Origin of the sequence: Bacillus sp. 22483 (assembly GCF_052044605.1) — a bacterium.
Taxonomy (GTDB): Bacteria; Bacillota; Bacilli; order Bacillales; family Bacillaceae; genus Bacillus; species Bacillus altitudinis.
The window spans coordinates 177,245-189,804 of the sequence record NZ_JBQENU010000008.1; the positions used below are offsets into that span (position 1 = coordinate 177,245).

Here is a 12,560-nt window from a genome sequence, read left to right on the forward strand (position 1 = left end):
GCACTCCTTGTCACGAACATGAAAAGTAATATCTATCAGATAGTGGAAATGTATATTCATAATATAAAAGTCTACCGGCTAGGGTAGACTTTTTCGATCAGGTTAATGTTTGATCCCTTGAAGCAGTGCAGCTTTTAGGCAAAAGGATGTTGGCTGACGATGTTCGTCGAATTGCAGTTGAAACAGCTGTTTCGTTTCATCGTCTGCAGCATGAAGGTGGGCAACGATTTCCTTTTGAACATTTTCTGGTGTACGTCCTCGTATGATCCAGTCCTGATAATCAATATGCAGATCCCAGTAACGGATATCTTCTTTCGTCAGATGGTTGTCAGCGAAAAGCTCTTCCCATTCTGATAACGAGCTTTCTCGCACATGGGAGGGATCTCTCAGTCTATTTAAATGATTAATAAAGTCATCCTGTGCTTGGTTTTCAGGTGCATAATGATCGACAAGTAGAAATTTGCCGCCTTTCTTTAAGACTCGGCTGATTTCAGACATGGCTGCCGGGAGATGTGGGAAGTGATGAGCAGCAAATCGGCATGTGACGAGATCAAATGATGCATCAGAAAAGGGCAATGCGTCTGCGGATGCCTGCTCAAACGTAATGTGGTTCAGCTGTCGCTCTTCCGCAAGTGCTGTAGCAACCTCGATCATTTTGGGTGTGACATCAATCCCGATTCCTTTAGAGATGACGTCTGAAAAGGAAAAAACGGTATGACCTGCCGCGCAGCCGATATCAAGTAGATGCTCATCGCCCTTTGCCTTCGCCGCCGTTTTCATCCATTCAAGTTCTTTTCCCGCTGCAAAGATGGGTGAATCTCGGTAGTTCTCTGCATTTTGTGAGAATTGTTTCTCGGCTTTTGAATATGGATTCATTCCTTTACCCCCTTTTTGTTGTTTCTTTATCGTAGGGTTCTTCCCGTGATTTGTCTAAGACATAAAAGATATGATATGAATAGTTAAAACCTATGAGGTGAGAGAAGTGGATATACGAATGATGGAATATGTCATGGAAGTGTACCGGCAGCAAAGCTTTACAAAAGCAGCGGAAAAACTTCACATTGCACAGCCCTCGTTAAGTCAGCAAATTAAAAAACTTGAGGAGGAATTAGATACTCCTCTGTTTATTCGGAAGTATGGACAAGTCACTCCTACACCTCAAGGAAACCGATTGATCAAAAGAGCAGAAACCATTTTGAAGGAACGAGATGATTTGTTGCGTGAGATGGGGGAAGCTGCTTATGAGGTAGGGAAAGAACTGAAGATCGGTGCGCCAGCTGTCACAGGGGGATATGTCCTGCCAAGTTTATTAAAAACCTATTGTCAAACGTATCCGCACGTTCACGTTCATTTGATAGAAGAATCGCCTCGTGAGCTAGAAAGACGTTTACTCGCTGGGAAACTGGATCTGGCGATTCTTTCTCTGCCTGTCGAGCATGAATCATTGAAAACAAAACAAATGCTGACAGAGCCGCTTCTCCTCGCCATTCCGCAAACGGCTCAACCGTGGTTGACGGATGAACTGAATGAAATCATCAATCAAGCGGATCAAGAAGGGTCTATCTCGTTTCATCTTCTGGAAGATGCCCCATTTATTATGCTGAAAGAGGGATATGGCTTTCGGCAAGTGGTCACGGAACTGTGCCGTCATCATGGCTTTCGGCCGAGGATTGCATTTGAAACAAGTCATATTCAAACAGCTCAGGCATTGGTTGAAAATGAGCTAGGTGTGACGGTGGTGCCGAAAATGGTGGCACAAGAGGAAAGGAAAGCAGTCACTTATTTACACATTGATTCATGCCCAACCCGCACACTTGTGTTTGCATATGTGGAAGAAAGATATTTAACGAAAGCCGCTCAAGCCTTCATGGACCTTCAACAGAATCAAGGAAAAGCTTAAACAAACGTTTAATTAAACGCAAAAAGCAGGGGAGTCCCCTGCTTTTACCTTTTTTCAGCGTGATAGAAAACCTTTGCAGTTTAGGAAGGACGAGTACCGACGCGGAGCGAATTTGACATTCGTGAGCACCGGCACGCAGGACTGACACCGAATGCGAGGGTTTGTCTACACGCTGAAAGCAGGGGAGTCCCCTGCTTTCTAATATAAATCCAGCCGCTGATCTGTCATGACGGGGATTTGTTGTCTCACTTCATCTACGAGCTGAAGATCAATGTTTGCATAATAAATGTCTTCTTCATCATTTGTCTCAAGCAGAATGCGTCCGAGCGGGTCAATCACCATGGAGTGACCAGGGAATTCAGTGTCTCTGCTTGTGCCCGTCCGGTTCACCGCAATCACAAATGACTGATTCTCAATGGCTCTTGCGATGAGCAGACTGCGCCAATGGTCCACTCTTGCTGACGGCCATTGAGCGGTATTAACAAGCACCTTCGCCCCTTTGTTCACGAGCGTCCTAGAAAGCTGAGGGAAGCGGAGGTCATAGCAGATCATGGTGCCAATCTTGACATCTTCATCATAGTTAAATAAACCAAGCTGATGACCGGCGGTTAAATAGTTGTGTTCATCCATTAAGCGGAATAAATGAATTTTATCATAATCTAACAAAAGCTCACCTTGACGGTCAAACACATACATCGTGTTGGTGATATCTTCATTTGTTGTCCGTTTATTCAAGACACTTCCAGCGATGAGATACACTTGGTGCTGACGAGCAAAGGAAGAGAAGAGTTTTTTTGTCCGCTCACCATCTGCATCGGCAAGCTCATCCGCTTGTTCCAGCGCATAGCCGGTATTCCACATTTCAGGTAGAATAATCAAATCAGGCTGTTGGCGGATGGCTTCTTCTAAACATGCTTCTGCTTTCTGAAAGTTTACATCAGGTTCTCCTATTTGTACGTCCATTTGAATCAGGGCGATGTTCATGTCGGTCTTCCTCCTTTATTCGTTTCATGCAATGAATGATTCGGGTGATATTGCCTGAAGCATCTAGTCTTCAAGCCAGTTTCTTTATCATAAAGCTTTCCGCCATCTTTGCCAATAGAAATGTCAGAAGGTTTTGTGAAATGACTTTCTCAATCAAGAAATGAGTGGTATGATACTCATAACTAATAAAACAAAGGGGAATAGTATGATATGCAATTGTTCGATTTATCACTAGAAGAGCTAAAAAAATATAAACCAAAGAAAACAGCACGTCCTGATTTCTCAGACTTTTGGAAGAAATCGCTCGAAGAACTGCGCCAAGTGGAGGCAGAGCCAACACTCGAATCTTATGACTATCCAGTGAAAGGCGTCAAGGTGTACCGCCTGACGTATCAAAGCTTTGGACATTCTAAAATTGAAGGCTTTTATGCTGTGCCTGATCAAACTGGTCCGCATCCATCGCTCGTTCGTTTTCATGGCTATAATGCCAGCTATGACGGCGGCATTCACGACATCGTCAACTGGGCGCTGCATGGCTATGCGACGTTTGGAATGCTTGTCCGTGGTCAAGGTGGCAGTGAAGACACATCAGTGACGCCAGGCGGGCATGCATTAGGGTGGATGACAAAAGGCATTTTATCGAAGGATACGTACTATTATCGAGGCGTTTATCTAGATGCTGTTCGTGCACTCGAAGTCATTCAGTCTTTCCCCGAAGTAGATGAACACCGTATCGGCGTGATCGGTGGAAGTCAGGGGGGTGCGTTAGCGATTGCGGCCGCAGCCCTTTCAGACATTCCGAAAGTCGTCGTGGCAGATTACCCTTATTTATCAAACTTCGAGCGTGCAGTGGACGTTGCCTTGGAGCAGCCTTATTTAGAAATCAATTCATACTTTCGCAGAAACAGTGATCCTGAAGCTGAAGAAAAGGGATTTGAGACATTAAGTTACTTTGATTTAATCAATTTAGCCGGCTGGGTGAAACAGCCAACATTGATGGCGATCGGTCTGATTGATCAAGTGACACCGCCATCCACCGTGTTTGCGGCATACAATCATTTAGAAACAGATAAAGAGCTGAAAGTGTACCGATATTTTGGGCACGAGTTTATTCCTGCTTTTCAAACAGAGAAGCTGTCCTTTTTACAAAAGCATTTGCTTCTATCAACATAAGAGCATGACAAAGAGCTAAAATGACATTCATTTTAGCTCTTTGTCTTTTTTCAGCTATTGGAGCGATCAGCTTAATAACTGGTGTTCTGTCTTGTTTTTTCATCAGGTACTAATGCTGTAACGATCAGGGCAAGGGCTGTGATGATGTGAAGGATGAATCCGAGAATCGGAATCCATGCAAGGCAGGATGTGACAATTCCAATGATACTTCCGATCATTGGTCCCTGGTCTCGCTTCGATAAGACGAGTGTGATAATATGCAGAATAAGCATGACCATGAGCGGTGAATAGCCATTGCTGATAACGAATAGACCTCCGATCACAGGGATAGCAAGGCAAGCTTCAAAAATCCCAGTGATCCATTTCATAATGCGAGATATAGACATCAGATCCAACTCCTTTTTCATATATGTCTTATTCGTATTTTCCCAAAAGGTGAAGAAGTCATGCAGAATTCTATAGAAAGAGTTGATGGACACTTGAGAGAGAGAATTAAGGAAGAGCTGAAAATCATTGAAAAAACGTATGACATCAAGATTTGTCTCGCCGTTGAATCGGGCAGCAGGGCATGGGGATTTCCTTCAACTGACAGTGATTATGATGTTCGCTTTTTATACGTTCCCCGGAAAGAATGGTATTGGGCGATGGAAGAGCATCGTGATGTCATTGAACGGCCAATTGATGACATGCTTGATATAAGCGGCTGGGAGCTGCGAAAGGCGTTGCGTTTATTCAATAAATCGAATCCATCCATTATGGAATGGCTGTCTTCTGACATCATTTATGCTGAATCCTTCTCTCTAGCCAAGCAGCTAAGAGAATTAAAGGATCGAGCGTTTTACCCTGCGGCTTTGATGTATCATTACCTCAATATGGCGAAGCGGAATGAAAGCCGGCATTTACGAGGAGAGCAGGTGCGAATCAAGAAGTATTTCTATGTGCTTCGTCCGCTGCTTGCCTGTCAGTGGATTGAACGTTATCGAACAGTTCCACCAATGGACTTTCATGAATTACTCAAGGAGCTAGTGGAGGAAGGCCCGCTGTTAACAGAAATTCACGAACTGCTCAAACGTAAAATGGACGGAGAAGAAATGGATGTAGAGAACCGTCTCGCTCATGTCCATCCATTTATTGATCAAGAGCTGGTGCGTTTTGATGAATTGGTGAAAAGCTACAATCAGCCGAAAGACAATCTGATGCAAGAATTAAATGAGCTTTTGCAGTCTACCCTTGATGAGGTGTGGGCGTAAGCATGAAAGAGCCAGCCGGTTAGCGGTAGGCTCTTTTTTATCTCTTATTGTGATAAAACCACAAAAAAAGTCAGAATTTTTGTCATCTTCAAATATTGTAGTGGACAGCTCATGAGCCTTACAATAAAGACATAGCTTACAAAGAGTGGGAGGTGCCCTTTATGGAGTCGGTCACAAGAAATTTCTTCTTGTTTTTGTCAAAGAGCAGTCTCTTGAACCATATTGCTCGTAATTGGGGAAGTGCTGTTGCATCAAAGAAAATCATCGGTGGGAAGGATTTTGAGAGCGCTATCCCTGTCATCAAACGATTAAACGATCAAGGTATGGCCGTAACGGTTGATCACCTCGGTGAGTTTGTCACAAAGGCAGAGATTGCAAATGAGCGGACGAATGAGTGTATTCAAACCATTCAGCGAATTGCAGAGGCGGGACTCAATTCCCACGTCTCACTTAAAATGACATCGCTTGGCTTAGATATTGACGATGACCTTGTGTATCGCAATATGAAAAGCATTTTAGATACGGCAGAGAAACACCGTATTATGGTGACAATTGATATGGAGGATGAACAGCGCTGTCAAAAAACGCTGGACATTTTTAAAGAAATGAAATCTCAATATGAGTATGTCAGTACGGTTTTGCAGGCGTATTTGTACAGAACAGAACAAGATCTTGATGACCTAAATGAGTTGCAGCCATTTTTAAGACTTGTAAAGGGTGCCTATAAGGAATCTGCCGAAGTGGCGTATCCAAACAAAAAAGACGTCGATCAGAATTACAAGAAGCTGATCGAAAAGCAATTACTCTCAGGGAACTATACAGCCATTGCGACACATGACGATCAAATGATCGAATTTACGAAACATATTGTGAAAAAACACAATATACAGACAGATCAGTTCGAATTTCAAATGCTGTATGGCATGAGATCAGAAACGCAGCAAGCACTCGTGAAGGAAGGCTATCAAATGAGGGTCTACACCCCGTATGGACGAGAGTGGTATGGCTACTACATGAGACGTCTTGCAGAACGACCGGCAAACATTGCATTTGCTTTAAAAGGGATGACGAGAAAATAATTTGAAACGGGAGCGTGACAAAGATGACAACACCTTACAAGCATGAACCATTCACGGATTTTAGCCAGGAAGAAAATCGCCAAGCGTTTGAACAAGCATTAGCCAAAGTAACAGAATCACTTGGGCAAACCTATCCGCTTGTGATTAATGGAGAAAGAATCGAAACAACAGACAAGATTGTCTCGATCAATCCGGCGAAGAAGGAAGAAGTCGTGGGTACCGTATCAAAAGCTGGGAAAGAAGAGGCAGAGCAAGCGATTCAAGCTGCGGCAAAAGCGTTTGAAACATGGCGCTACACGTCTCCAGAAGAAAGAGCCGGCGTCTTATTCCGCGCTGCGGCAAGCATTCGCCGTAAAAAGCATGAGTATTCAGCCCTTCTCGTAAAAGAAGCAGGGAAGCCTTGGAATGAAGCGGATGCAGATACAGCAGAAGCCATTGACTTCCTAGAGTATTATGCCCGTCAAATGCTAGAGCTTGCGAAAGGCAAACCGGTGAACAGCCGCGAAGGGGAACGCAATCAATATGTGTACACACCAACTGGCGTGACGCTTGTCATTCCACCATGGAACTTCTTGTTTGCGATCATGGCAGGAACAACCGTTGCACCAATCGTCACAGGGAATACAGTTGTTTTAAAACCAGCAAGTGCGACGCCTGTCATTGCAGCCCGCTTTGTAGAAGAACTGGAGCAAGCAGGTCTTCCGAAAGGTGTTGTCAACTTCGTGCCAGGTAGCGGAGCAGAAGTAGGAGATTACTTAGTAGATCATCCGAAAACAAGCCTTATTACATTCACTGGATCAAGAGAAGTGGGCACACGTATTTTTGAACGTGCGGCAAAAGTACAGCCAGGACAACAGCATTTAAAGCGTGTCATTGCTGAAATGGGCGGTAAAGATACAGTCGTTGTAGATGAGGATGCAGATGTTGAATTAGCGGCTAACGCCATTTTCACATCAGCCTTCGGATTCTCAGGTCAAAAATGTTCAGCTGGATCTCGGGCAGTCGTCCACGAGAAACTGTATGACCAAGTCGTTGAGCGAGTGAAAGAAATCACAGAAACGAAAAAAACAGCGAATCCGTTATCAGCTGATGTGTACATGGGACCTGTCATTGATCAAGCTTCCTTTGACAAGATCACAGAATATATCGAGATTGGCAAGCAAGAAGGCCGTCTAGTCACTGGCGGAACAAGTGATGATTCAGAAGGGTACTTCATTCATCCAACCGTGTTTGCAGATCTAGAGCCAACATCTCGTTTAATGCAAGAAGAAATCTTTGGACCTGTCCTAGCTTTCTCAAAAGTCTCAAGCTTTGATGAGGCGCTTGAAGTAGCCAACAACACAGAATACGGGTTAACCGGTGCGGTCATTACAAATAATCGTGATCACATCAACCGTGCGAAGCAGGAGTTCCATGTCGGGAACCTTTACTTTAACCGTAACTGTACGGGAGCGATTGTGGGTTACCACCCATTTGGAGGCTTTAAAATGTCAGGAACTGATTCAAAAGCAGGCGGACCAGATTATCTTGCTCTGCACATGCAGGCCAAAACGATTAGCGAAATGTTTTAATATGGAAAAGCATGAACTCGTGCAGGCGAGTTCATGCTTTTTTTACCTGTCTACGACTTGTTTCTATACAAATATCACTGGAAAGAAGTATGATAAATGTATCACTTATTCAGGGAGCAATCGGGATGGAAGAGATATTAGAAAAGCTTCATACATTTTTTGATGTCGATAAATTAATTGCATTTATTAGTGGTTATTTAAAGAAACCAGTCATTTTAGAAAGTACTGAATGTCAGCTGCTTGCTTATAATTCTTACAGCATCCAGCAGTTCGACCCAGTCAATCAGCAAACCATTTTCTCAAAGGAATGTCCGGGAGCTGTGGTGGATTGGTTAAAAAAAACAGGGGTCATTGAGCAGCTATATACAGATTCAAATCCTTTTTATGTGAATGGTCATGAGGAGCTCGGGTTTAATCGACGAGTAGCTGTGAGCGCCAAGCACAAACAAGAGGTTGTCGGCTTTATTTGGGTGCAGGACATTGAAGATTCTCTCTCTCAAGAGGAGCTGCAATTTTTACACGAGGCATCGTTTCAAGTTGGAAAAGTCATTTATAAAAATAAGAAACAGTTGGAGAAAAAAGAAGGCAAGATTGAAGAGTTCTTCAAAAAGGTCATGGATGATCATTTTTATACAGAAGAAGAGCTGAAATGGGAAGCTGAGAATTTAAGCATACCACTGCCAGCTGTCTTTACTGTGATGGTTGTTCATGCCGCCGATAACAAAAGTGAGACGGCAGAAGATGTGAAGGATATGATTAGAACCTATTTACAGCTAGAAGACAAGGTCAATCATGTCTACTCTGTGCAAGCAGACATCGTCGTGATATTAGGCAGTTTGTCAGATCGCCACTCACCAAAAGCGACCGCTGCGGATGTCGTCGCCCATCTTCAATCGAAAACGCATACACACCCATCTCCTTTATATATTGGGATGGGAAGAGAATATCGAGATGTCATGAAAATGAGCACAAGTCGATTTGAAGCGATAGAAGTCGTGAAAGCAGTGAAGATTGTCGGCGGACAGGAATTGATTCCATACGATTACGAGCATTTGGGGGTCTTCCGGTTCTTAGACTCGATTTACAGTCACCAAAAAAAGAAAAACGACTTCAATCCAGATTTGTTGCGCCTAAAGGAAAAAGACCGTGACAGCCAAACATCATTTTTAAAAACTTTAGAGGTCTACTTATTGAATAATTGCAAGCTAAAACCAGCTGCAGAGCAGTTGTTTATTCATCAAAATACACTAAACTATCGAATGAAACAAATTTTTGAAATGACGTCTATCGATTTAAGTCATTTTAGCCAGCGATGTGAGTTATTTATTGAATTGATGCTGATGAAAAAAGATCAATAGGCGTGGACTCCGCAGGTGCAAAGGCTGACCTGCGGATTTTTATGCGAGATGATAAAATGGCATACAATTGCCTTATTTCGTTGTATGATAGATAAAGATTTTATAAGGAAAGTGAAAGGAGGGCCACCTTTGGGATCAGTCACCTTGGCCATTTTAATTTTCATCATGACCCTCGTCCTTGTCATTTGGCAGCCAGGACGTTTAACCATTGGATGGTCAGCATGCGGGGGAGCGATTCTTGCGCTTGCTTTTGGGGTCGTTCATTTGGACGATGTATGGGAAGTTACCCAAATTGTTTGGAACGCCACCTTTGCATTTATTGGAATTATCATCATTTCATTGATTTTAGATGAGATTGGTTTTTTTGAATGGGCGGCACTTCATATGGCAAAAGCCGCAAGAGGGAACGGGGTCCGCATGTTTATTTATTTAACATTGCTCGGCGCTGTGGTAGCAGCTTTTTTTGCCAACGATGGAGCGGCACTTATCTTAACCCCGATCGTTTTATCTGTGGTCAGAGCGCTGAAGCTGGATGAGCGTATGATCCTGCCATTTGTCATGGCAAGCGGCTTTATTGCAGATACGACGTCTTTGCCATTTGTCATTAGTAACTTGGTCAATATCGTTTCAGCTGATTATTTTCATATTGGCTTTCTTGAATATACAGCAAACATGTTCGTCCCAAACCTTGTATCGCTTGGCGCTAGTATGCTTGTGTTGTATGTGTTTTATCGGAAACTCATCCCGAAAACGTACGATGTTTCGCAGGCGAAGGAACCAGCTTCGGCCATTCGTGATCTGCGCATGTTCCGGTTATCTTGGTATGTGTTAGGGTGCTTGCTTGTTGGATATTTTGCTGGCGAATTGGCAGGCATTCCGGTGTCAATCATTGTAGGAGGCATTGCCATTGCTTTCTTATGGCTGGCGAAACGGAGTCCACAAGTAGCGACAAAACGAGTCGTCAAAGAAGCGCCGTGGTCGATTGTGTTTTTCTCTATCGGCATGTATGTCGTGGTGTATGGGCTGAAAAATGTCGGCCTGACAGAAATTTTAGCGGCGTGGATTGAACAGGGGGCGTCACACGGTTTACTTGCGGGAACGATGTTTATGGGGGTTCTGGCAGCAGTGCTATCTTCTGTCATGAACAACCTCCCAACCGTTTTAATTGATGCGATTGCCATCGGTCACACAGATACAGCAGGTGTGATGAGAGATGCACTGATTTATGCCAACGTCATCGGCTCAAACCTTGGTCCGAAAATGACCCCAATCGGTTCATTGGCGACATTGCTGTGGCTTCATGTCTTGAAGAAAAAAGGTGTGCATATTTCTTGGGGAGCATACATGAAAGCTGGAATCATTCTAACCATACCAACGCTGATCATCACGTTATTGGGGTTGTATGTGTGGTTATGGTTGATACATTAAAAAGCAGATCCCATGGATTTGCTCAGCGTGAAGACAAACCCTCGCATTCGGTGTCAGTCCTGCGCGCTGGTGCTCACGAATGTCAAATTCGCTCTGCTCCAGTGCTCGTCCTTCCTAGACTGCAAAGGTTTTCTTTTACGCTGAAAAGGAAACAAAGGGCTAAAATCAAGTTCATTTTAGCCCTTTGTTAACAATCTGAGCAGATCCAATGGATCTGTTTTTTGTTGTTATAGATATTTTGCATAGCGTTTTTCCAAAAAGTCTTGGAGCAATGAGACCACACTGCATATGCCCCAGTAAATCAAGGCAACCAATATATACATGGTCATATAATCAAATTCTCGTCCACCCACAATTTTTGCTTGCTGGAAGAGTTCTGGCACAGTAATCATTGCCGCTAGTGAGGAAGCTTTGATTAAATCAAGCATGACGTTGGTCAGGGGCGGCAGTGCAATGCGCACGGATTGAGGCAAAATGACTCCGCGCATCGTTTGCCAATAACTGAGACCAAGTGATTTGGCGGCTTCCACTTGACCACTTGGAACAGAGGAGAGAGCCGCCCGGTTAATTTCGGCAATGTATGCAGCACTATTGAAGCTGAATCCAATAATAGCAGCAGTGACAGCTGTAAATTCAATGCCGATGTAAGGGAATCCGAAATAAAGGATAAACAAAATGACCAGAATGGGAACCCCACGCATGAATGAAATATACAGCCGTGCAGGCAGCCGAAGGAACCACGTATTTGCCATTCGAGCAAGGGCAATAAAAAAGCCTAGAATCGTACCAAAAAACATGCTCACAAAAGAAATGAGCAGCGTCAGCCAGATGCCTTTCATGACAAATGGAAATGACGCTTTTGCCAGTGCAGGATTAAAGATATATTCTAAATGAATATCTCCCACGGCTGCGGCTCCTTATTTAGAAATGTCGACATCTTCGACATCAACATCAATTTTCTTTGAGACGTCAGCATGATTAAAGAATTTCTCCGAAATCTTTTTCATGGTTCCATCTTTTTTCATCTCTTTTAATACACGATTTAATTCTTTTTGAAGCTCTGTATTGTCTTTTTTCATCACAAACCCTTGTTCATTCGGCATGTATTTTAAGTCTGGATGGATCGTAATATTTAGCTTAGGGAATGCAGCAAGCGCCAGTGTTTGCAAGTAGTAGTCATTTAAAATGACATCTGTACGGCCGTTTGCAACATCCTTTAAATATTGCTCGTTTGTGGCATTATCATAGATGACTTCTTTTGCACCATACTTACGGGCAACATCCATATAAATAGTCGTTGCAGCACCTGCTGCTTTCTTTCCTTTTAAATCCTTTAGCGTTTTAATACCTGACAGATCATCTTTTCTGACGATAGCGGTTCCATATGAGTATTTATAAGGTGTTGAAAAGGCGAACTTATCTTTCCTGTCATCTGTGATGTCGATATCGTTTGCAGCGGCATCCACCTGACCTGAATTAATGGCACTGAGCATACCGTCATAACCCATTTCTTTAAATTCTACTTTTACGTCAAGGCGCTTAAATGCTTCTTTGACGACTTCCACTTCATAGCCAGTCAATTGATCCTTGCCGTTCGATGTATCATGGTAAGACGTAGGATACAAAGTGCCTGAAGTAGCGACCACGATTTTCCCTTTCTTTTGAATCTGATCCCACTTTGATTCTCCAGACTGAGGTGAGCCTGATTGATTGCAAGCAGACATGACAAGCATGAGAGCAGACACAACAAGCAGCACCCATATAGGTTTTCTATGATAAAAACGACTCATTTAAGAATCCTCCTCTATTTTTTATAC

General features: G+C 43.4%; 12 protein-coding genes. 7 read left to right on the forward strand and 5 right to left on the reverse strand.

Features of this window, described 5'->3' with window-relative positions; all coding sequences use genetic code 11:
- Positions 1–102: 102 nt before the first annotated feature.
- A complete protein-coding gene (locus tag ACTJJQ_RS13650) occupies positions 103–876 on the reverse strand; it encodes a methyltransferase domain-containing protein (protein ID WP_440600284.1) in 774 nt (257 codons plus the stop codon).
- A 118-nt stretch (positions 877–994) separates the two neighbouring features.
- On the opposite strand from ACTJJQ_RS13650, the gene ACTJJQ_RS13655 reads away from it, so the two are divergent.
- Positions 995–1,900 (forward strand): LysR family transcriptional regulator, encoded by a 906-nt coding sequence (locus ACTJJQ_RS13655; protein WP_046342587.1) that lies wholly within the window; start codon positions 995–997, stop codon positions 1,898–1,900.
- A 198-nt stretch (positions 1,901–2,098) separates the two neighbouring features.
- Here ACTJJQ_RS13655 and ACTJJQ_RS13660 read toward each other — a convergent pair whose 3' ends face one another.
- Positions 2,099–2,884, reverse strand: coding sequence for a carbon-nitrogen family hydrolase (locus ACTJJQ_RS13660; RefSeq protein ID WP_181891158.1), 786 nt, complete (start codon positions 2,882–2,884; stop codon positions 2,099–2,101).
- A gap of 210 nt (positions 2,885–3,094) precedes the next feature.
- On the opposite strand from ACTJJQ_RS13660, the gene ACTJJQ_RS13665 reads away from it, so the two are divergent.
- Complete coding sequence (locus ACTJJQ_RS13665) at positions 3,095–4,057, forward strand: acetylxylan esterase (protein WP_113747512.1); 963 nt, start codon at positions 3,095–3,097, stop codon at positions 4,055–4,057.
- 71 nt (positions 4,058–4,128) lie between these two features.
- Here the strand turns inward: ACTJJQ_RS13665 and ACTJJQ_RS13670 are convergent, their stop codons facing one another.
- On the reverse strand, positions 4,129–4,443 hold the full coding sequence (locus ACTJJQ_RS13670) for a hypothetical protein (RefSeq protein WP_008342068.1): 315 nt from the start codon (positions 4,441–4,443) through the stop codon (positions 4,129–4,131).
- A gap of 60 nt (positions 4,444–4,503) precedes the next feature.
- Here ACTJJQ_RS13670 and ACTJJQ_RS13675 point away from each other — a divergent pair, with 60 nt between their 5' ends.
- The 5 genes from ACTJJQ_RS13675 (at position 4,504) to ACTJJQ_RS13695 (ending at position 10,743) form a co-directional block, all read left to right on the forward strand.
- Positions 4,504–5,307: a nucleotidyltransferase domain-containing protein gene (locus ACTJJQ_RS13675; RefSeq protein WP_080987776.1), complete on the forward strand. Its 804-nt coding sequence runs from the start codon at positions 4,504–4,506 to the stop codon at positions 5,305–5,307.
- A gap of 161 nt (positions 5,308–5,468) precedes the next feature.
- The gene (locus ACTJJQ_RS13680) at positions 5,469–6,386 is read left to right on the forward strand and encodes a proline dehydrogenase family protein (protein WP_007498256.1); all 918 of its coding nucleotides are present in this window, start codon (positions 5,469–5,471) and stop codon (positions 6,384–6,386) included.
- A 23-nt stretch (positions 6,387–6,409) separates the two neighbouring features.
- Complete coding sequence (gene pruA / locus ACTJJQ_RS13685) at positions 6,410–7,957, forward strand: L-glutamate gamma-semialdehyde dehydrogenase (RefSeq protein WP_269379395.1); 1,548 nt, start codon at positions 6,410–6,412, stop codon at positions 7,955–7,957.
- Between the two features lie 125 nt (positions 7,958–8,082).
- On the forward strand, positions 8,083–9,315 hold the full coding sequence (locus tag ACTJJQ_RS13690; protein ID WP_008342058.1) for a PucR family transcriptional regulator: 1,233 nt from the start codon (positions 8,083–8,085) through the stop codon (positions 9,313–9,315).
- A gap of 129 nt (positions 9,316–9,444) precedes the next feature.
- Positions 9,445–10,743 (forward strand): arsenical efflux pump membrane protein ArsB, encoded by a 1,299-nt coding sequence (locus ACTJJQ_RS13695; protein WP_035703154.1) that lies wholly within the window; start codon positions 9,445–9,447, stop codon positions 10,741–10,743.
- A 227-nt stretch (positions 10,744–10,970) separates the two neighbouring features.
- Here ACTJJQ_RS13695 and ACTJJQ_RS13700 read toward each other — a convergent pair whose 3' ends face one another.
- Together ACTJJQ_RS13700 and ACTJJQ_RS13705 are read right to left on the reverse strand one after the other, a co-directional pair.
- Positions 10,971–11,648, reverse strand: a complete 678-nt coding sequence (locus ACTJJQ_RS13700) for an amino acid ABC transporter permease (RefSeq protein ID WP_008347854.1) — start codon at positions 11,646–11,648, stop codon at positions 10,971–10,973.
- Between the two features lie 12 nt (positions 11,649–11,660).
- Complete coding sequence (locus tag ACTJJQ_RS13705) at positions 11,661–12,476, reverse strand: transporter substrate-binding domain-containing protein (RefSeq protein WP_395947871.1); 816 nt, start codon at positions 12,474–12,476, stop codon at positions 11,661–11,663.
- Positions 12,477–12,560 lie beyond the last annotated feature (84 nt).

Excerpts from the sequence above, each read along its gene's own strand:
- pruA (WP_269379395.1), top strand. The coding sequence starts at position 6,410 with ATGACAACACCTTACAAGCATGAACCATTCACGGATTTTAGCCAGGAA.
- ACTJJQ_RS13665 (WP_113747512.1), top strand. The coding sequence starts at position 3,095 with ATGCAATTGTTCGATTTATCACTAGAAGAGCTAAAAAAATATAAACCA.
- ACTJJQ_RS13650 (WP_440600284.1), bottom strand. The coding sequence starts at position 876 with ATGAATCCATATTCAAAAGCCGAGAAACAATTCTCACAAAATGCAGAG.
- ACTJJQ_RS13675 (WP_080987776.1), top strand. The coding sequence starts at position 4,504 with ATGCAGAATTCTATAGAAAGAGTTGATGGACACTTGAGAGAGAGAATT.
- ACTJJQ_RS13690 (WP_008342058.1), top strand. The coding sequence starts at position 8,083 with ATGGAAGAGATATTAGAAAAGCTTCATACATTTTTTGATGTCGATAAA.
- ACTJJQ_RS13670 (WP_008342068.1), bottom strand. The coding sequence starts at position 4,443 with ATGTCTATATCTCGCATTATGAAATGGATCACTGGGATTTTTGAAGCT.
- ACTJJQ_RS13655 (WP_046342587.1), top strand. The coding sequence starts at position 995 with ATGATGGAATATGTCATGGAAGTGTACCGGCAGCAAAGCTTTACAAAA.
- ACTJJQ_RS13680 (WP_007498256.1), top strand. The coding sequence starts at position 5,469 with ATGGAGTCGGTCACAAGAAATTTCTTCTTGTTTTTGTCAAAGAGCAGT.
- ACTJJQ_RS13705 (WP_395947871.1), bottom strand. The coding sequence starts at position 12,476 with ATGCTTGTCATGTCTGCTTGCAATCAATCAGGCTCACCTCAGTCTGGA.
- ACTJJQ_RS13660 (WP_181891158.1), bottom strand. The coding sequence starts at position 2,884 with ATGAACATCGCCCTGATTCAAATGGACGTACAAATAGGAGAACCTGAT.